At 72.2% G+C, this 19,424-nt stretch carries 12 protein-coding genes and 4 pseudogenes; 9 read left to right on the top strand and 7 right to left on the bottom strand.

Features of this window, described 5'->3' with window-relative positions; genetic code table 11:
• Positions 1–966 (bottom strand): PucR family transcriptional regulator ligand-binding domain-containing protein (locus tag EFK10_RS39390; protein ID WP_206305777.1); only part of this gene is annotated, 966 nt, incomplete at its 3' end.
• A gap of 122 nt (positions 967–1,088) precedes the next feature.
• On the opposite strand from EFK10_RS39390, the gene EFK10_RS39385 reads away from it, so the two are divergent.
• From EFK10_RS39385 to EFK10_RS39365, 5 genes are all read left to right on the top strand, one after another.
• Positions 1,089–2,567 (top strand): sodium:solute symporter, encoded by a 1,479-nt coding sequence (locus EFK10_RS39385; RefSeq protein WP_127360443.1) that lies wholly within the window; start codon positions 1,089–1,091, stop codon positions 2,565–2,567.
• 92 nt (positions 2,568–2,659) lie between these two features.
• Complete coding sequence (speB, locus tag EFK10_RS39380) at positions 2,660–3,625, top strand: agmatinase (RefSeq protein WP_127360442.1); 966 nt, start codon at positions 2,660–2,662, stop codon at positions 3,623–3,625.
• A gap of 5 nt (positions 3,626–3,630) precedes the next feature.
• On the top strand, positions 3,631–5,241 hold the full coding sequence (locus EFK10_RS39375) for a thiamine pyrophosphate-binding protein (protein ID WP_206305776.1): 1,611 nt from the start codon (positions 3,631–3,633) through the stop codon (positions 5,239–5,241).
• A 171-nt stretch (positions 5,242–5,412) separates the two neighbouring features.
• Positions 5,413–6,342, top strand: a complete 930-nt coding sequence (locus EFK10_RS39370; protein WP_322973460.1) for an esterase-like activity of phytase family protein — start codon at positions 5,413–5,415, stop codon at positions 6,340–6,342.
• A gap of 144 nt (positions 6,343–6,486) precedes the next feature.
• On the top strand, positions 6,487–10,296 hold the full coding sequence (locus EFK10_RS39365; RefSeq protein ID WP_127360440.1) for an ABC transporter ATP-binding protein: 3,810 nt from the start codon (positions 6,487–6,489) through the stop codon (positions 10,294–10,296).
• Between the two features lie 32 nt (positions 10,297–10,328).
• Here EFK10_RS39365 and EFK10_RS39360 read toward each other — a convergent pair whose 3' ends face one another.
• From EFK10_RS39360 to EFK10_RS39350, 3 genes are all read right to left on the bottom strand, one after another.
• Entirely contained in the window at positions 10,329–10,964 is a 636-nt protein-coding gene (locus EFK10_RS39360) for a hypothetical protein (protein WP_127360439.1), read from the bottom strand.
• A gap of 89 nt (positions 10,965–11,053) precedes the next feature.
• Positions 11,054–11,998 carry a hypothetical protein gene (locus tag EFK10_RS39355; RefSeq protein WP_127360438.1) on the bottom strand — a complete coding sequence of 315 codons (945 nt, stop codon included), beginning with the start codon at positions 11,996–11,998 and terminating at the stop codon, positions 11,054–11,056.
• Between the two features lie 17 nt (positions 11,999–12,015).
• Entirely contained in the window at positions 12,016–12,921 is a 906-nt protein-coding gene (locus tag EFK10_RS39350) for a LysR family transcriptional regulator (protein WP_127360437.1), read from the bottom strand.
• 160 nt (positions 12,922–13,081) lie between these two features.
• On the opposite strand from EFK10_RS39350, the gene EFK10_RS39345 reads away from it, so the two are divergent.
• The gene (locus EFK10_RS39345; protein ID WP_127360449.1) at positions 13,082–14,056 is read left to right on the top strand and encodes an EamA family transporter; all 975 of its coding nucleotides are present in this window, start codon (positions 13,082–13,084) and stop codon (positions 14,054–14,056) included.
• On the opposite strand, the pseudogene EFK10_RS39340 reads toward EFK10_RS39345, so the two are convergent.
• The 3 genes and pseudogenes from EFK10_RS39340 to EFK10_RS39330 all read right to left on the bottom strand — a co-directional run.
• Positions 14,049–14,714 (bottom strand): annotated as a pseudogene (locus EFK10_RS39340) (sugar phosphate isomerase/epimerase family protein); the annotation flags it as partial. The gene EFK10_RS39345 and the pseudogene EFK10_RS39340 sit on opposite strands and share 8 nt — an antisense overlap.
• Before the next feature lie 10 nt (positions 14,715–14,724).
• The gene (locus tag EFK10_RS39335; RefSeq protein WP_127360435.1) at positions 14,725–15,654 is read right to left on the bottom strand and encodes a bifunctional helix-turn-helix transcriptional regulator/GNAT family N-acetyltransferase; all 930 of its coding nucleotides are present in this window, start codon (positions 15,652–15,654) and stop codon (positions 14,725–14,727) included.
• A 57-nt stretch (positions 15,655–15,711) separates the two neighbouring features.
• A complete protein-coding gene (locus tag EFK10_RS39330; RefSeq protein ID WP_127360434.1) occupies positions 15,712–16,779 on the bottom strand; it encodes a LacI family DNA-binding transcriptional regulator in 1,068 nt (355 codons plus the stop codon).
• A gap of 228 nt (positions 16,780–17,007) precedes the next feature.
• Here EFK10_RS39330 and EFK10_RS39325 point away from each other — a divergent pair.
• The 3 pseudogenes from EFK10_RS39325 to EFK10_RS39315 form a co-directional block, all read left to right on the top strand.
• A pseudogene (locus EFK10_RS39325) lies at positions 17,008–17,689 on the top strand (Gfo/Idh/MocA family protein); the annotation flags it as partial.
• A 4-nt stretch (positions 17,690–17,693) separates the two neighbouring features.
• A pseudogene (locus EFK10_RS39320) lies at positions 17,694–18,614 on the top strand (DUF6807 domain-containing protein).
• A pseudogene (locus EFK10_RS39315) lies at positions 18,608–19,335 on the top strand (cupin domain-containing protein). The pseudogenes EFK10_RS39320 and EFK10_RS39315 overlap by 7 nt, the downstream one beginning before the upstream one ends.
• The last annotated feature ends 89 nt before the right edge of the window (positions 19,336–19,424 follow it).

Raw genomic sequence — 19,424 nt, 5'->3', positions numbered from 1 at the left:
GGGGTCGGCCGCCGGGCCGCGGCGCAGCGCGTGGACCACGGTCCACAGCGGCTGCGGCCCCAGGAGCGGGGCGGCCTCCTCGGGCGGCGCGCCGAGGAGCAGCCGCACCAGGGCCGCCGACCGTCCGGCCTCGGCGGTCCCCAGATGCGGGCCGGTGAGCAGCGAAAGGAGGACCGCTGCGACGGTGGCGATGGTGTGGTCGGCAGGATCGCGCCGCTCCGTGGCGACCACGAGCGCGGGCCGCTCGCTGGGGGCGCCCCCGGAGAGGGCGTACGCCACCAGTTGCGTTCCGGCGACGGTGTCGCTGGCGGAGGCAGGGGCCGGGCGGACGGCCCGGGCCAGCCGCCCGGCGGCGGCGCGCACCTCGGCGGCGGGGGCAGCCCCTGCCGCGTACAGTTCCTCGCTGCCGGGCGACACCAGCGCCGCCCAGCCGGCCACGCGCTGGGCAAGCCTGCGGAGCACGGCGGGCACCGGGTCCGGGCGGGCGGCGGCCGCCGCGAGGGACTGCTGGGCCTCGGTGACCCGGCGCAGCTCGCGGTGCCGGGCCTCCGCCATGGCCTGCCAGACCGCGCGGGCGACGGCGGTGAAGGGCGTGGCGGGCGGTACCTCGACCAGGGGGAGGCCGTAGCGGCCGCAGGCGGCGATGAGGGCGCGCGGGGTCTCGTCGTGCACGGGGGCGAGGCCGAAGCCCAGCGCAGTCGCCCCCGCCTCGACCGTCCGGGCCACATAGCGGTCCAGGTAGGCGCCGGAGCCCGCCGCCGACTCGAAGTGGACGCCCGCGGTGAGCAGCAGCTCGCCGCCCAGCAGATAGGGGACCGGGTCCTCCATCTCGCTGGTGTGCACCAGGTGGATCGGCACGTCCTCCTCGGGCCCGGCGACCTGGTGCAGGCCGAGGTCGGCGCGGCCGATGAGTTCGGACAGCGGCACAGCCGGCGTCGGAGGGCCGGGAGGTGGGGAGTGAGGCATGTGCGTTCTATCCACTCTGCCTGCGGTGAGTGGATAGAACGTACGCTTCTGCGCCATCTTTCGGCAACTTATGGTCAGCAATCGAAACGGCACCAACAGACCGAGCGGAATGGAGGAAGCCCATGGCTGTCGACTACGCGGTGATTGTGGTCTACCTGGCCGGCATGCTGGCCATGGGCTGGTGCGGCATGCGCCGCGCCAAGTCCAAGAGCGACTTCCTGGTCGCGGGCCGCCGCCTCGGCCCTGCAATGTACTCCGGCACGATGGCGGCCATTGTCCTCGGCGGCGCCTCCACCATCGGAGGGGTTGGCCTCGGCTACCAGTACGGCCTGTCCGGCGCCTGGATGGTCTTCACCATCGGCCTCGGTCTACTGGCCCTCAGCATTTTCTTCTCGGCGCGCATCGCCCGCCTGAAGGTCTACACCGTCTCCGAGATGCTCGACCTGCGCTACGGCGGCTCCGCCGGGCTCATCTCGGGCGTGGTCATGTGGGCGTACACGCTGATGCTCGCGGTGACCTCGACGATCGCCTACGCGACGATCTTCGACGTCCTCTTCGGCCTCGACCGTACCTTCGCGATCATCCTCGGCGGGGCGATCGTGGTCGCGTACTCGGCGCTCGGCGGCATGTGGTCTATCACGCTGACGGACATGGTGCAGTTCGTGGTGAAGACCATCGGCGTGCTGCTGCTCCTGCTGCCGATCGCCGTCGTCAGGGCGGGCGGCTTCGCCGAGATGAAGGCGCAGCTGCCGACCGAGTACTCCTCGCCGCTCGGCATCGGCGGCCAGACGATCTTCACCTACGTCCTGATCTACACCTTCGGCATGCTCATCGGGCAGGACATCTGGCAGCGGGTGTTCACCGCCCGCAGCGACAAGGTCGCCAAGCTCGGCGGCACGGTCGCCGGCGTCTACTGCCTTGTCTACGCGCTGGCCGGAGCGGTCATCGGCACGGCGGCGAAGGTGCTGTACCCGAACCTGGGCGCGGCGGACGACGCCTTCGCGACGATCGTCAGGGACGCGCTGCCGGTGGGTGTGCGTGGACTGGTGCTGGCCGCGGCGCTGTCGGCGGTCATGTCGACCTCCTCCGGTGCGCTGATCGCCTGTGCGACGGTCGCCAACAACGACATCTGGTCCCGGCTGCGCGGTGCCCTCACCCGCGGCGATGCGAAGAACGAGGAGGACGGCGGCCGTGACGAGGTGTCCGGCAATCGAGCCTTCATACTTGTCATGGGCGTCGCCGTGATCGGCACGGCCATCGCACTGAACAACGTCGTCGAGGCCCTGACCGTCGCGTACAACCTCCTCGTGGGCGGGCTGCTGGTGCCGATCCTCGGCGGTCTGCTGTGGAAGCGCGGCACCGCGGCCGGCGCCCTGTCCTCGGTCGTGGTCGGCGGCGCGGCCGTCGTCGGCCTCATGGCCTGGAAGGGCATCCTGGCCAACGAGCCCGTTTACTACGGACTGCTGGCCTCTCTCGTGGCATTCGTCGCCGTGAGCCTGGCCACCCGGCCCACCGACGCCGCCGTCCTCGCCGCCTGGCGCGAGCGGCTGGCGGGACGCCCGGGAGCCACGGCGGAAGCCACGGCCCCGGCCCAGATCTGAACACGCAGATCACGAAGAAAGAACACGCGGTACAAGCAGTACAAGTACACGCAGTACGCAGAACTCGCGGTAACCGAAAGAAGGCAGTAACCATGAGCAGCACCGAGCAGCCGCGCGGCCCCGTCGACTCCTCCCGCATCCCGCGGTATGCCGGGCCCGCCACGTTCGCCCGGCTGCCCCGCCTCGACGAGGTCGGCTCCGCCGATGTGGCCGTGGTCGGCGTCCCGTTCGATAGCGGCGTGTCCTACCGGCCCGGCGCCCGCTTCGGCGGCAACGCCATCCGCGAGGCCAGCCGCCTCCTGCGCCCGTACAACCCGGCGCAGGACGCCTCGCCCTTCGCGCTCGCCCAGGTCGCGGACGCCGGGGACATCGCCGCCAACCCGTTCAACATCAACGAGGCCGTCGAGACCGTCCAGGCCGCCGCCGACGACCTGCTCGACACCGGCGCCCGCCTCATGACGCTCGGCGGCGACCACACCATCGCCCTGCCGCTGCTGCGTTCCGTCGCCCGCAAGCACGGCCCGGTCGCGCTGCTGCACTTCGACGCCCATCTGGACACCTGGGACACCTACTTCGGCGCCGAGTACACCCACGGCACGCCCTTCCGCCGCGCCGTCGAGGAGGGCATCCTCGACACCTCCGCCCTCTCGCACGTCGGCACGCGCGGCCCGCTGTACGGCAAGCAGGACCTCACCGACGACGAGAAGATGGGTTTCGGCATCGTCACCTCCGCCGACGTCATGCGGCGCGGCGTCGACGAGGTCGCCCAGCAGCTGCGCGAGCGCGTCGGCGCCCGCCCGCTCTACATCTCCATCGACATCGACGTCCTCGACCCCGCCCACGCCCCCGGCACCGGCACCCCCGAGGCCGGCGGTCTCACCTCCCGCGAGCTGCTGGAGATCCTGCGCGGACTCGCCTCCTGCAACCTGGTCTCCGCCGATCTCGTCGAGGTCGCCCCGGCGTACGACCACGCCGAGATCACCTCGGTCGCGGCCTGCCACACCGCGTACGAGCTGACCACGATCATGGCCCGTCAGATCGCGGCGGCCCGCGCGTGAGCTCGGTGAGCGGGCGCAACGGCGGCGACCTGGTCGTCGAGTCGCTGACCGCGCTGGGCGCGTCGACCGTCTTCGGCCTGCCCGGGCAGCACGCGCTGGGCGCCTTCGACGCCCTGCGGCGCTCGCGGCTGACCTATGTCGGCCTGCGCGTGGAGAACAACGCGGGCTTCGCCGCCGACGCCTTCGCCCGGGTCACCGGCGAGCCGGCGCCGCTGCTGGTGTCCACCGGGCCCGGCGCCCTCATGACGCTGGCCGCGCTCCAGGAGTCGGCCGCCGCGTCGGCGCCGGTGCTGGCCATCGGCAGCCAGGTCCCGGTGGCGGGTCTGGGCGGCGGCCGGCACGGCTATCTGCATGAACTGGCCGACCAGAAGGCGTCGTTCCGCGACATCGTCAAGTCCGTCCACACGGTCCGTACGGCATCCCAGATTCCCTCGGCCATCGCCGCCGCCTGGGAATCCGCGAGCACCGTCCCGTACGGGCCCGTGTGGGTCGAGATCCCACAGGACATCCTGCTGGCCCGGGTCACTGTCCCGCCGGTCACCTCGCTGCGGGCCGCGCCGCGCCCCCTGGAGCCGCGCCCCGAGCTGATCACCGAGGCCGCGCGGCTGCTGTCGGATGCCCGGCAGCCGGTGATTCTGGCGGGAGGCGGCGTCGTACGGTCCTGGGCCGAGGTGGAGCTGCGGGCCCTGGCCGAGCGGCTGGACGCGCCGGTGGCCTCGACCTTCGGCGGCAAAGGGGCGTTCCCTTGGGAGCACCCGCTGTCGCTCCGGTCGTGGCTGGAGGACCGGCACACCACCGACTTCCTCGAAGAGGCCGACGTCCTGCTGGTCGTCGGCTCCGGACTTGGCGAGCTGAGCTCGAACTACCACACCTTCCGTCCCCGCGGCCGGGTGATCCAGATCGAGGCCGACCTCGGCAAGCTGGAGTCCAACCACCCCGCGCTCGGTATCCACTCCGACGCCCGGCTAGCGCTGGCCGCCCTGTGCGACCTCACCGCCGCCCGCAGCTCCGACGGCGCCGCCGCCGAAGCCGCCGCCGAACTGCTGGCCCGGGTCGGGGACCGTATCGACGGCCAGGACCTCGCGCTGGAGCAGCAGGTGCTCGCCGCCGTCCGCGAGGCGCTTCCGGAGGACAGTCCGAGCTTCTGGGACATGACGATCCTGGCCTACTGGGCCTGGTCCGCCTGGCCTGGGCCGATGCACTCCGCCCAGGGCGCCGGCGGCCTCGGGTACGGCTTCCCCGCCGCCCTCGGCGCGGCCGCCGCCGACCCCACGAAGCCCGTGCTCGCCGTCTCCGGCGACGGCGGCGCGATGTACTCCATAGCGGAGCTGGCCACCGCCAGGCAGTACGCACTGCCCGTCACCTGGCTGATCGTCGACGACGGCGGCTACGGGATCCTCCGCGAGTACATGAACGGCGCCTTCGGTGAGGCCACCGCCACCGAGCTTGCCCGGCCGGACTTCACAGCCCTCGCCGAGTCCTTCGGGGTCCCGGCGGTCCTGACGACACCGGAAGCGCTGCGCGAGGACCTGGCCAAGGCGCTGGCCTCACCAGGCCCTTCGGTGGTCGTACTCCCTGCGCTGCTGCGAATGTTCGCGCCCACGCACGTTCACTGAGAGGACCCCGGAAGGCAACACGGTCCGCGAACGCCTGGGCCTAATGTGACGCCATGCCTATGCGGACTGCACTTGCAAGCGTCAGCGCCGGGCTCGCGGCGATCACCTGTCTGACCACGGTTCAGGCCCAGGCCAGCACAGGGAGGTGTCTCGCACGCCTGCTCCTCGTCGGTGAGCATCGACGGCTTCTCCGACGCCCTCGACAAGACGACCTTCGACGGCACCTTCGTGGGCAATCTGTCGGCGCTGACCGTCGACACCGACGGGCGGATAGCGGCATTGTCGGACCGGTCGTCGCTCTTCAGCCTGGACGCGAAGACCCACCAGCCGGTCGGCGTCGTCCAGCTGGCCGACGAGACCGGGGCCGCGCTGGATTCCGAGGCCCTGGTCGTCGACCGCGACGGCACCCGGCTGATCACCGACGAGACCACTCCGGCCATCCGCCGCTACGACCGCGCCGGCACCACCATCGGCCGGCTGCCCGTGCCCGCCCCCCTGCTGGTCGCCCCGACCGGGCGCGCGACGAAGAACCTGACGTTCGAAGGGCTCACCCTCCAGCCCGGCGGCCGCACCCTGATCGCCTCCATGGAGGGTGCGCTCTCCGGCGACACCAGCGACATCGTGCGGTTCCAGACCTGGCGGCGACACGGCTCGGGCCAGGACTTCCGGCTCTCCGAGCAGTACGGCTACCGCGTCGACACCGGCCTCGGCGTCTCCGAGATCGCCGCCACCGTAGACGGCCGCCTCCTCGTCCTCGAGCGCGGCTACACCTCCGGCGTGGGCAACACCGTCCGCCTTTACCTCGCCGACCCCGCCCGCGCCACCGACACCAGCGGCACCGAGAACCTCACCGGCCAGGACGGCATCCGCCTGGTCGGCAAGACCCTCCTAGCCGACATCGGCGACTGCCCGTCCCTGGGCGCCACCGCCAAGCAGCCCCAGCCCAACCCCCTCCTCGACAACATCGAGGGCCTCGCCGTCACCGGCCACACCCCGGGCGGCGGCCTGCGCCTGCTGCTGGTCAGCGACGACAACCAGAACGCCGTCCAGATCACCCGGCTGTACTCGCTGACCGCCCGTCTGCCCCGCCGCCTGTCCTAGGTCCCAAAGTTATCCACAGGCCTAGGTCCATGGACCGGCCGCTGTCGGACCTCTGCCCTAGCTTTGTTGCAGCAGGATGAAATCCGCACGCCAGCGCGTTGCCACATGCTGCGGTGACAGGCGTACAGAGCGGGGAGGTTCCGGGTGGCGGGGACGGGCAGTGACGGGAAACAGAGCGGCTGGCTGAGGCGGCTCATCGGCTACTGCTGGCATTACCGGCGCAATGTGCTGCTGGCGCTTGGGGCGTCGCTCGGCGGCATGGCGGTGACCGCCCTAGTGCCGCTGGTGCCCAAGGTGATCATCGACGATGTGATCCTCGCGCACGACCGGCCGCTCGCGCCCTGGGCCTTCGCGCTGCTGGCGGCCGCCCTCGTGGTCTACGGGCTCACCTATGTGCGGCGCTTCTACGGCGGCCGGCTCGCCCTCGACGTGCAGCACGACCTGCGCACCGACATGTTCCGCTCGCTGACGCGGCTGGACGGGGCCCGGCAGGACGAGCTCAACACCGGGCAGATCGTCGGCCGCGCGACCAGCGACCTGCAGCTGATCCAGGGGCTGCTGTGGATGTGGCCGGTCATGCTGGGCAATTTGCTGCTCTTCGTGATGTCGCTCGTCGTGATGCTCGTCCTGTCGCCGCTGCTCACCCTGATAGCGCTGGCCGTCGCCCCCGCCCTGTGGTTCCTGGCCGACCGCAGCCGCGACAAGCTCTTCCCCGCCACCTGGTACGCGCAGGGCCAGGCGGCCGCCGTCGCCGGGATCGTCGAGGGATCGGTCACCGGGGTTCGGGTCGTGAAGGGCTTCGGGCAGGAGCAGCAGGAGATGACGAAGCTGGAGGGCGTCAGCGGCAAGCTGTTCGCCGGCCGGCTGCGCACCATCCGGCTGAACGCCCGCTACAGCCCGGCCCTGCAGGCCGTCCCGGCGCTCGGCCAGGTCGGGATGCTGGCCCTGGGCGGCTGGATGGCGACACGCGGCCAGATCAGCCTGGGCACCTTCGTCGCCTTCTCGACGTATCTTGCCCAGCTCACCGGGCCCGTACGGATGCTCACGATGATGCTGACCCTCGGACAACAGGCCAGGGCCGGCGTCGAGCGGGTTCTCGAACTGATCGACACCGAGCCCACGCTGGCCGAGGGGTCGCGGGAGCTGCCGCGCGAGGCCCCGGCGACGGTCGAGTTCGACCATGTCAGCTTCGGCTACGACCCCGAGCGACCCGTGCTCGACGACTTCTCCCTGCGGATCGAACCCGGCGAGACCGTCGCCGTCGTCGGCGCCTCCGGCAGCGGCAAGTCGACGGTCTCTCTGCTGCTGCCGCGCTTCTACGATGCCACGGGCGGCGCGGTGAAGGTCGGTGGCGAGGACGTCCGCGAGCTGACTTTCGATTCGCTGCGCGACGCCACAGGGCTGGTGCCCGAGGACAGCTTCCTCTTCTCGGACACCGTCCGCGCCAACATCGCGTACGGCCACCCGGACGCCACGGACGAGCAGATCCTCACCGCCACCCGGCACGCGCAGGCCCACGAGTTCATCACCGCCCTGCCCGACGGGTACGAGACCGTCGTCGGCGAGCAGGGACTCACTCTCTCCGGCGGCCAGCGGCAGCGCATCGCCCTGGCCCGCGCCATCCTCACCGACCCGCGCCTGCTGCTCCTCGACGACGCCACCTCCGCCGTCGACGCGCAGGTCGAGGCCGACATTCATGACGCCCTGCGCGAGGTCATGGCCGGTCGCACCACCCTCCTGATCGCCCACCGCCGCTCCACCCTGGCCCTGGCGGACCGGATAGCCGTCATGGAGGCGGGACGGCTGGTGGACTTCGGCACCCATGAGGAGCTGGAGGCGCGCTGCTCGCTCTACCGGCGGCTGCTCACCGACCCGGACGAGCTGGGCGCGGACGTCGTGACCCACGACCCGGCAGGTCTGGTCGCCTTCCGGGACGGCGAGGCATCAGCGACCGGACTGGCCGTCGCCCCGGCCACGACGGACGGCGGCATCACCCCCGAGCTGTGGCCGCGCGACCGCCGCGAGGCACATGCCGACCAGGACCGAGGCCAGGGGACGGCTGCTGCCGCGGCCGCGACCGGCGGACCCGGCGGGATGGCAGCCGCCATGGCCGGCATGCCCGCCACACCTGAGCTGCTGGCCAAGGTCGCCGCGCTGCCGCCGGCCGCCGACACCCCGGAGGTGGACGCAGATGCGGCCCGCACCGCTGACCAGGACTTCGGCCTGCGCAGCCTGCTGAGCGGCTTCCGCCAGCCCCTGCTGTTCAGCCTGCTCCTGGTCGCCGCCGACGCCCTCGCCGGGCTGCTGCTGCCGGTCCTGATCCGGCACGGCATCGACTCCGGAGTACGGCAGGCCGCGCTGGGCGCGGTCTGGGCCGCATCCCTCCTGGGCCTGCTCATCGTCATCGGTCAGTGGGCTGCGCAGTGGGGTTCCACCCGGCTCACCGGCCGCACCGGCGAACGCGTCCTCTACACCCTCCGCGTCAAGATCTTCGCTCACCTGCACCGGCTCGGACTCGACTACTACGAGCGTGAGTTGAGCGGCCGCATCATGACCCGGATGACCACCGATGTGGACGCCCTGTCGACCTTCCTGCAGACCGGCCTCGTCACCGCCCTGGTCAGCCTGCTGACCTTCTTCGGCATCCTCGTCGCGCTGCTCGCCATCGACATCCAGCTCGCGCTGATGGTCTTCGCGACCCTGCCCGTCCTCCTCGCCGCCACCTGGGTTTTCCGCCGCAAGTCCCGGCAGGCGTACGAACTCGCCCGCGAACGGGTGAGCATCGTCAACGCCGACCTGCAGGAGCACGTCGCCGGGCTGCGCATCGTGCAGGCCTTCCGCCGCGAGGAGGGCGGCGCCGAGCGATTCGCAGGACGCAGCGACGCCTACCGGCAGGCCCGCCTCCGGGGGCAGTTCCTGATCTCGGTCTACTTCCCCTTCGTCCAGTTCCTGTCCAGCGCCGCCGGTGCCCTGGTGCTGATCGTCGGCGCCAACCGGGTCGGCGCCGGCACCCTCACTGCGGGCGCCCTGGTCGCCTATCTGCTCTACATCGACCTGTTCTTCTCCCCCGTGCAGCAGCTCTCCCAGGTCTTCGACGGGTACCAGCAGGCATCGGTATCCCTCGGCCGGATACGCGAACTGCTGCACACCCCGACCACGACCCCGATCGCCGCAGAGCCGGACGAAGTCGGTGAGCTGCGCGGCGAGATCGCCTTCGACGACGTCCACTTCCGGTACGCCGAGGACGGCGCCGAGGCCCTGTCCGGGGTCAACCTCCGCATACCCGCCGGGCAGACCGTCGCCTTCGTCGGGGAGACCGGCGCGGGCAAGTCCACCCTCGTGAAGCTGGTCGCCCGTTTCTACGACCCGACCCAGGGCGCGGTCCGCGTGGACGGCCACGACGTGCGGGACCTGGACCTCACCGGATTCCGGCGCCGGCTCGGCGTCGTACCGCAGGAGCCGTACCTCTTCGCCGGGACGGTGCGCGATGCGATCGCGTACGGGCGGATGGACGCGACCGACGCGGAGGTCGAGGCAGCCGCGCGGGCGGTCGGCGCCCACGAGATGATCGCGACGCTCGACGGTGGCTATCTCCACACCGTCGCCGAACGCGGCCGCAATCTCTCCGCCGGGCAACGGCAGTTGATCGCCCTCGCCCGCGCGGAGCTCGTCGACCCGGGCATCCTGCTGCTCGACGAGGCCACGGCCGCCCTCGACCTCGCCACCGAGGGCCTGGTTAACCAGGCCGCCGACCGCCTGGCGTCGCGCCGCACGACGCTCGTCGTCGCCCACCGGCTCACCACGGCCGCCCGGGCCGACCGTGTCGTCGTCCTCGACCACGGCCGCGTCGTCGAGGACGGCACGCACGAGGAACTGCTGGCGCGCGAAGGCCGGTACGCCTCGCTCTGGCGGGCCTTCGTCGGCGAGGACGAGAGCAGCGAGGCGGTCGCCTAGGCGGGGCCCCGCCGCCGTAGGTCCTGGGCCGGTCAGAGCCGGCGGGCGCAGCCCACGCCCGCCGGTCCGAGGCCGACGTAGAGCGCCGTCCCAGTCGGGCAGGCGGAGCGCTTCCAGGTGACCGCGACGATCCGGTACTGCGGCTTGTGCTGGTGGGAGCCGTCGCAGGAGGTCTCCCGCACCTCGCCCTCGCGGGAGGTGTAGACGCAGTCGCCGGTGACGGTGCGCGGGCCGCCGCCTGCGCCGGGGTCGCCGGGATGCGGGGGGCCGAGGTTGCGCATGCAGGCGTAGCCCTGGGGGCTGCCGGCGGAGACGGTGAGGACGAAGTCGGTGTTCGCCGGGCAGCGGTCACCCGCCCGGGCGACGGCGGCCGGGGCGGAGGGAGTGGGCGAGGCGGGCAGCAGCCCGTACAGCCGGGACACCACGCGGGCGGTCGCCGCCGGGTCGGAGCAGTCGGTCTCCCGGTACGCGCCGACCGGATCCGCAGTCGCGCACTCGCCCCTGGCCAGGAAGACCCCGTCGTCCGTGGTACGTGAAGGGCTGCCCGTAAGCTTGGTGGCGCCCCCGGTGTCGTCGGTGCCGTCGGAGGCCGGTGTGCAGGCGGTCAGCAGCAGCGCGGCCAACCCCGCCGTCCCCAGCAGCTGCCCGGAAACCGCATATATGCGCATGACCGTCCCCCATTGCATCCCCAGGAGCAAAATGCGCGGCTGCGCCCCTTTCGCGAGGATAGGGGACGCGGCCGGGCCCCGTCACGTGATCAGAGCAGGCCCCCGGCGACGCCGACCACGGCCGCGTAGTGCTGCGCCTGGATGCAGCGGATGTTCTCGTCCCCGGTCGGCACGGCGTTCACTGCCGCCTGCCCCGGACTGATCAGCAGAGCCGCGCCCGTGGGCCTGCAGCCGGACAGGATGTACCCGAAGCGCCGCTCCCCAGCCCGCACCGGATGCGCGGCGAGTTGCTTGCGTACGGTGGCTGGGCCACGACCGGACAACTGGGCGAGGAACGCGTCCAGTTCGCTCGCCCGGGTGACCTCGGTGCCGCCGCCGTCCCCGCCGCCCTTCACCGTGTCCTTCGGCACCGTGTCCAGATGGGTGAAGGCCACGGTCGTACCCGGCCCCGGCGGATCGGCCTCCTCGCTCGCCTCCTGCGCGAAGCGCGGGTGGTCCGGCAGGCTGCCGCGCGGCACCTCGAAGAGCGTCACCACGTGATTCGCCACGAAGCACTCGCCGGGAGGCTTGGGCTGCGCCACCCCGAGGTGCAGTCGCTTGCCCGCGTCGAGACGCAGAACGGCGTCCGTCGCCGTGCTGCAGCCCGTGGTCCTGGACCAGCCCACCAACACGCTGCGCGAGAAGTCGGTCCTCGCCGCCTTGGCCGTGATCTGCTGAGCGATCTCCGGCGCGGATCTCGCGAAGTAGCCCGGGAATCTGGCCAGATCACCCTCGCTGCCGAGCACCGTATGCACATCGGGCACCCCGCGCGTCGTTGCCGCCAGATGAACCAGGCGGAAGGCTACCCGCGAGGAGGAGGAAGAGGGGCCGCCACCGGCGCCGTCAAGGGGGGGCGCGCCGGTGGCGGACTGCTGCCGGCCGCAGGCGGCGGAGAGGGTTGTCAGCGACGCAGCCAGCAGCGCGACCAACACCACCCTGCGGAGACTCACCAGCAGCATGGCGGTTGGACGGGGGCGGCTCCTGGTCGGTTCCATGTACCCATGGTCGGATATCAGCCGGTTTCCGGCGCCCAGTGAGCGCGCAACACGCGGACGGTCTCGGTGATTGCCGGGCGCCTCGCCGCTCCCGTACGCCATACGGCGTAGAGCCGCCGCACCGGCATCGGGTCGAGTCGCACCGCCGCGACCCCCTCCGGCACCACCCCGCGCCCGAGCCTCGGCACGAGCGCGATGCCCAGCCCCGCGGCCACCAGCGCCAACTGGGTCCGGTACTCCGCCACCTGGAAGGCCAGCTCCGGCTCCGAACCGGACTCGCGCAACGTACGCACCAGCCAGTCGTGGCACACCGTCCCCGGCGGCTGGCAGATCCAGCGCTCGTCGGCCAGATCCTCCCGTACGACCGACTCGCGCGCCGCCAGCCGGTGTCCGGCCGGGACCAGCACATCGCACCGGTCGTCGCCGATCACCGCCCGCTCCAGGCCTTCGGGGGCAGGCAGCGGGGCGATGTCCCAGTCGTGGGCCACGGCCAGGTCCACCACGCCCCGCGCCACCAGGTCCACCGACAGATGCGGGTCGACCTCCACCAGCCGCAGCTCCAGCGTGGGATGAGCGGCCGTCAGCTCGGCCAGCACCCCGGGCAGCAGCCCGCACGCCGCCGTTGGGAAGGCGGCCACCGTCAGCCGCCCGGCGGGCCGGCCGCGCTGCTCCTCAAGCGCCACCTCCGCCTCCTCCACCAGCGACATCAGCTGCTGCGCGGTCGCGACCAGCAGCTGCGCGGCGTCGGTCAGTGCGACCCCGCGCCCGTGCCGCTCCAGCAGCCGGGTCCGGGTTTCGCGCTCCAGCTTGGAGATCTGCTGCGAGACGGCGGACGGCGTGTATCCCAGTGCGGCCGCGGCGGCGCCCACCGATCCGTGAGCATGCACCGCGTGCAGGGCACGCAACCGGGCCAGATCCAGCATCGGCTCATCACCACCAGGTAGACCATGTAGACCGTGTAGATCATGTAGACCGTGAAGCAGACCATGTAGCAGACCTGAATCCGACGATGAAGAAGACATCGCTGGTGCTAAACACTACGCGGCCCCGAAGCTGAGTCACATGCGACCGCCAGCCGCCGCCATGCGCCCCTCCCACCTAGCCCTCGCCGTCCTCGTCGCCGCCCTTTGGGGCGTCAACTTCGTCGTCATCGACGTCGGACTCGAGCACTTCCCGCCGCTGCTCTTCTGCGCCCTGCGCTTCCTCGTCGCCGCCGTGCCCGCCGTCTTCTTCGTCCGCCGCCCCAAGGTGGCGCTGCGCTGGGTCGTCTCCGTCGGACTCACTCTCGGCGTCGCCAAATTCGGCCTGCTCTTCATCGGGATGAACCAGGGGATGCCCGCTGGGCTGTCCTCCCTCGTCCTGCAGATCCAGGCCGTCTTCACCGCCCTGCTGGCGATCACCCTGCTGGGTGAACGCCCTGGCCGCGCCCGCCTCGTCGGCATGGCCGTCGCCTTCGGCGGAATCGTCCTCGCCGCCATTGACGAAGGCGCCTCGGGCCCGCTCGGGGCCTTCGCCCTGGTCATCGCAGCCGCCGCCTTCTGGGGCGTGTCCAACATCCTCACCCGCAAGGCCTCCCCGCCCGACGCGCTGAGCTGGATGGTCTGGGTCAGCCTTGTCCCCCCGCTGCCCCTGTTCGTCCTCTCCCTGCTCTTCGAGGGCCCCGGCGCCGACCTCGACGCCCTGCGCGCCCTCGACTGGAGCGGCGCCGGCGCCATCGTCTACGTCGCCTGGGTCACCACGGTCTTCGGCTTCGGCGTCTGGGGCTTCCTGCTGCGTACGTACGACGCCTCCGCCGTCGCCCCCTTCTCGCTCCTCGTCCCCGTCTTCGGTATGTCGTCCGCCGCCCTGCTGCTCGGTGAGTCCGTCAGCCCGCTCCGCTGGGGCGCGGCCGTCCTTCTCGTCGGCGGTGTGGCGGTCACGTCCCTCACGCCGAGTCGTCGAGCAGCCGCAGCAGATACTCCCGCCCAGGCCCCAGCAGTTCCGGCAGCTCCCGGGCCTGCGGGTACCACCGCTTCTCGTACTCCCAGCACAGCCAGCCGTCCCAGCCCGCTCGGCTGAGCACCTCCACCGTGTCCGCCAGCGGTAGCGCCCCTGCCCCCAGCGGCAGGGGCGTCGTGTCCTCGGCGGAGGCGATGTCCTTGACCTGTACGTAGCCGAGGTAGGGGGCCAGCGCCTTGTACGACGACGCCGGTTGCTCGCCGCCGAGCCAGGTGTGCATCACATCCCACAGCGCACCCGCGTTGTGGTGCCCCACCAGCCCTAGGACCCGGGCCACGTCGGCGCCGGTGCGGTGCGAGTCATGCGTCTCCAGCAGCACCCGTACGCCCCGGTCCGCGGCATGCTCCGCCCCTGCTGCCAGCCTGCGCGCCGCGACGACGTCCCTCTCCGGACCCTCACCGCCCGGGAACACCCTGACGTACGAACTCCCCAGGTCGGCGGCGAGGTCCACATGCGCGCGGAGGTCGGCGAGCACCGGCTCGTCCGCGCCGGGCGCCGCCACCTTCGCGTACGACGCGATGCCCGCGACCTCGACGCCTGCCGTGTGGAATTGGTCGGCCACCTCGGCTCTGTGATCCGCCGTCAAGCCGATGTGCACCGGCTCCTCGTCCGCCGCCGCCCGCAACTCCACACCGTGGAAGCCGTGGTCGGCGGCGAGCCGCACCACCTCCGGAACGGGCAGGCCTGGCACACCGAGAGTCGAGAACGCGAGCTTCATCCTTCGGACGCTACAACAGCAACCGCCAGTCCTGACCCACCAAGTCCCTGCCGAAGCTGTGGTGCGGCTCCTGCCTCACCAGCTCGAAACCGGCCCCCTGATAGATCCTCCGGGCCGCCACCAGCACGTCATTGGTCCACAGCACCAGCTCCCGGTACCCGGTGGCCCGCGCGAAGTCGACGCACTGGTCCACCAGCCGCCTGCCGATCCCATGGCCCCGAGCGCCCGGTTCGACCAGCAGCAGCCGCAGCCTCGCCGCCCCCGGCGCCTCGTCCTTCACGCACATGACCCAGCCGACGGGCTCGCCGTTCAACTCGGCCACCCACGCCGCCTCGTGCTCCGCGTCGAACCCGACCGCGAAATCGGCCAGGATGCGGGCGACCAGCGCCTCGTACTCCTCGTTCCAGCCGAACTCGGCCGCGTACACTTGCGCGTTGCGCTGGATCACCCAGCCCAGATCCCCGGCGCGCGGCCCGCGCAGCCGGACCTCCGCCCGGGGCTCCTGCCCGTCGCCCAGCACCTCCCGCACCGTGCGCATCGCCTCGGTCAGCCGCCGCCGGTCCTCCGCCGCCACGCCGCTCAGCATCTCCCCGACCGCCTCCCGCGCCCGCTCCTCCAGCAGCGCCGCCGCCTCCCGCCCCGCGGCCGTCAGCTCCACCCGCTGCCGCCGCACGTCCCGGTCCGACGGGGCCCGGCTCACCAGCCCCCGCTCCTCGAACTTCGCCAGCATCCTGCTCAGCTGCCCCGCGTCCACCGACAGCTCCGCCCGCAGGTCGGCGGCGTCCGTGCGGCCGGTGTGCGCCAGCTCGTAGAGGACGCGCGCCTCGGTCAGCGTGTACGGCGTGTGCAGCCGGCGGCTGTAGTCCAGCGCGCCGATGCGGTTCGTGTAGAACCGGTTGAACGCGCGGATCTCCTGCGCGGGGTTCGTCTCCGTCTGCACCTGGCACCTCCGAATACCTTTGACTCCGTCAAAGGTATTCCTCCCGGCCGGGCCCCGCTAGCGTCCCGTGCGCGGCGCGCCCGTGGACGCCCGCACCATCAACTCCGTACGGATCGTGGCCAGGCTGCCCGGGGGCGGCGCCTGGCGGCCCATGACGAGCCGGCCCGCGCGGGCGCCCGCCTCGTGCAGGGGAATCCGTACGGTGGTGAGCGCGGGCACGGCATCGACGCTGAACGGAAGATCGTCGAAGCCGGCCACCGACACGTCCTCCGGAATCCGCAGCCCCTGGTCCCGCAGCGCGGCGCAGACGCCCAGCGCCACGGTGTCGTTCGCGGCGACGACCGCAGTGAGCCCGGGCTCGCGGCGCAGAAGTTCGAGGGCGGCGTCGTAGCCGGAGGAGCGGTCGTAGTCGCCGTGCACCGTGAGGCGTTCGAGCTCCTCGGGGGAGCCGCCGAGCCCGGCCGCGGTGAGCGCCGCGCGGTGGCCCTCCAGGCGGTGCCGGGTGGTGGTCCGCTCGGCCGGGCCGGTGACGTAGCCGATCGTGCGGTGGCCGAGGGCCAGCAGATGCTCGGTGAGCCGCTGCGCGCCGCCACGGTTGTCGAAGGCCACGGTTATGACGGCCTCCGCCAGCGGTGACAACGGCGGCCGCCCGCACAGCACGATCCGCGTCCCGGACGCCGCGAGCCGGGCCAGCCGCACGGCGACGGCCTCCGTGTGCTCGGTGCCCTCGACCGCGCCGCCGGTCAGTACGACGCCTGCGGCCCGCTGCCGCTCCAGCAGGGTCAGGTAGTTGAGCTCGGCCTCGGCGGAGCCGCCCGTGTTGCAGACGACGGCGAGCTTGCCGCCGCCCGGCACATCGTTGTCGCTGATCTCGCCCTGGACGGCGCTCGCGATGAGGCCGAAAAAGGGGTCGGCGACATCGTTGACCAGCACGCCGACCAGGTCGGAGGTCGAGGCGGCCAGGGCCCGCGCGTGCCCGTTCACCACGTAGTCCAGGTCCTCGACGGCCCGGAGTACCCGCTCCTTCGTACTGCCCGCCACGGGATAGTTGCCGTTCAGCACGCGGGACACGGTCGCGGCCGACACTCCGGCGCGCGCCGCGACATCGGCCAGGGTCACTGCCATCGGTTCTGATTCCTCCGGGTCGGTCTCACCCCCGGGCCCTCCGCCCGTATAGCGGCACATGCTCTCACCCAGGGCTCGCCCGGTCGATCTCCGTGTGAGCGGCCCGGCGGCTGGGCCTTGTCGGACGGGCCTACCGCGCCTAGGGTCAGTCTACGTGCAAGCGCTTACTGCCGAGGTCGAGGAGCCGCCCGTGCCCGCCGCAGACCCCGCCCCCGCCTCCGCGCCGCCGTGGTCGGCACCGGCGCCATCGTCGCCGGATCCCACATCCCGGCGCTGCGCGCCCACGGCGACCGGGTCGAACTCATCGCCGCCGTCGACGTCGACACCGACCGGCTCAAGGCCTTCTGCGAGACGGCCGGCCCCGACGTCACCGGGTACTCCACTCTCGATGCCATGCTCGCCGCCGAGCGCCCCGACCTCGTCCTCATCGGCACCCCGCCCGCCTTCCACCGCGACCAGACCGTGGCCGCGCTGGGCGCCGGGGGGGGGGCTGTGCGAAAAGCCGCCCTGCCTCTCGCTCCAGGAATACGACGAGGGTGAGTCGCATCCAAATCGACTGCGCCGAAGCGACCCTGGAACTCACCCACCTCTACGGCCATAACAACCACCACTGGCGTTCCCGGCCCCCACCGACACCGGGCGCGTGGACCGCCGGCGCACCCCGGCCAGCGACGTCCCGAGCTCGCACGTCGCCCAGATAGGTGAATTTCTCGACGCCATGGCCGAGGGCCGCCGCCCCCGCGCCTCCGGCCCGGACGGCCGGACCAGCCTGGAGTTCGTGTCCGCGCTCTACAAGTCCGCCTTCACCGGACAGCCCGTGTTCGCCGGCGAGATCGGCCCCGGCGACCCGTACTGCAGCCACCTGCACGGCGGCCACCCGCAGTGGGCCCCAAGGGGACCGGAGAGAAGACCGGCTGGGCGGCCCGATCACCGTCACGCACGTCCACGGCGACCGCATCCGCGTCGCGTCCGGCGGCACCGAGCTGCTGGCCTACGTCTACCGGCCCGACCCCGATCCGTACGAGTCCCGCAAGCCCTACGCCCACCCACTGCGCACCCTCGCCGGGCACGTCGTCACCGGCTACCGCCCCAACGACCACCGCTGGCACAAGGGCCTGCAGATGACCGCCAGCCACCTGTCCGGGCAGAACTTCTGGGGTGGCAACTCCTACCTCGGCCCCGACCGGGGCTACCAGCGGGTCGGAGCGGGTCGGCTCGATGCGGCACGACGGCTTCGAGACACTCGACGTCACGCGGGACCGCCTGAGCTTCACCGAACGCCTCAGCTGGCTCTCCCACCACGGCGAGTACTGGTGCGACGAACGCCGCGAGATCGCCGCCCACTCCGTCGAAGCCGCCGCAGGTGCCGGGGCCCTTGACTGGTCCATCCACCTCACCAACGTCCGCGCCGAGCCGCTGCGCTTCGGCAGCCCCACCACCGCCGGCCGCGAACTGGCCGGCTACACCGGTCTCCACTGGCGCGGCCCCCGCGACTTCAACCAGGGCACCGTCCTCGCCGACGGCGGCCTCACCGGCGAGGCCGACACCATGGGGCACCAAGCCCCCTGGCTCTCCTTCAGCACGCTCCACGACGAGGTCGACGCCTTTTCGACCCTCGTCTTCGCGCACGCCCCGGAAAACGCGGACGCGATCCACGAATCCCACTGTTCGTACGCGAACAGCCCACGCCCACCGTCGCCTTCTCCTGGGCTTCCTACGACGAGTTCGAGCTGCCGCCCGGCGAGTCCTTCGCGTACCGCTATCGAGTGATCATCGCCGACGGCGCCTGGAACGCCGGGCGCACGGAACGCCACCTCAAGGGCATCCCGTGGTGACCCCGCCACTGCCCGGCGCCATCGGCCTCTCCCACCTGCGTCCGTACGAATGGGAAGCCGCCGACGGCCTCTGCGGTGGCAGCCCGCACATGCATCTCGCCTGTACGGAGGCGTACGTCGTGACCGGCGGCCGCGGCGCCATCCAGACCCTGACCGTCGCCGACGGCCACCGCGACACTCCGCTGGAACCCGGTGCCCTGGTCTGGTTCACCCCCGGCACCGTCCACCGCATGGTGCAGGGCGACGACCTCCGTGTCACCGTACTCATGGAGAACTCCGGCCTTCCCGAAGCAGGCGACGCCGTCTTCACCTTCCCGGCCGCCGTCCTCGCCAACCCGGACGACTACGCCCGCGCCGCCGCACCCCGGTCGACGAGCGGGCCGCCCGCCGCCGCCGCGACCTGGCCATGGAGGGCTACCTCCCCCTCCGCGAGGCCTCGGCGGCCGGCGACCCCAAGCCCCTTCTCGACTTCCACCACGCCGCCGCCCGCCCCGTGGCCCCCAAGGCCCGGACCTGGCAAGCCCCTTGGCGCGCCGGCCCTCTCGCCGCCGCCCACCGCACCGGGGAACACCTCACGGCTCTCGCCTTCGCCGACCAGACCCACCTCACCGAGGCGACCGTCACCGCGACAACCCCCTCCCGCCGCTCCGGCTACGGCATGCGCGGCCGACGCGACGAGTACGCCCTCGACGGCACGACGCTTCCGTACGGCGGCGAGTAGCGGCACTGCCCCGGACCAGGGAACCCCAGGCGCCCCGGGCCACCCGCGAAGCGGCAAGCGCTTACGTCACCCCGCCCGCACCCTTGTCG

It is taken from the genome of Streptomyces soli (assembly GCF_003999195.1).
Taxonomy (GTDB): domain Bacteria; phylum Actinomycetota; class Actinomycetes; order Streptomycetales; family Streptomycetaceae; genus Actinacidiphila; species Actinacidiphila soli.
The sequence above is the reverse complement of the archived record's forward strand: the minus strand, read 5'-3'. Positions and strand labels throughout refer to the sequence as shown.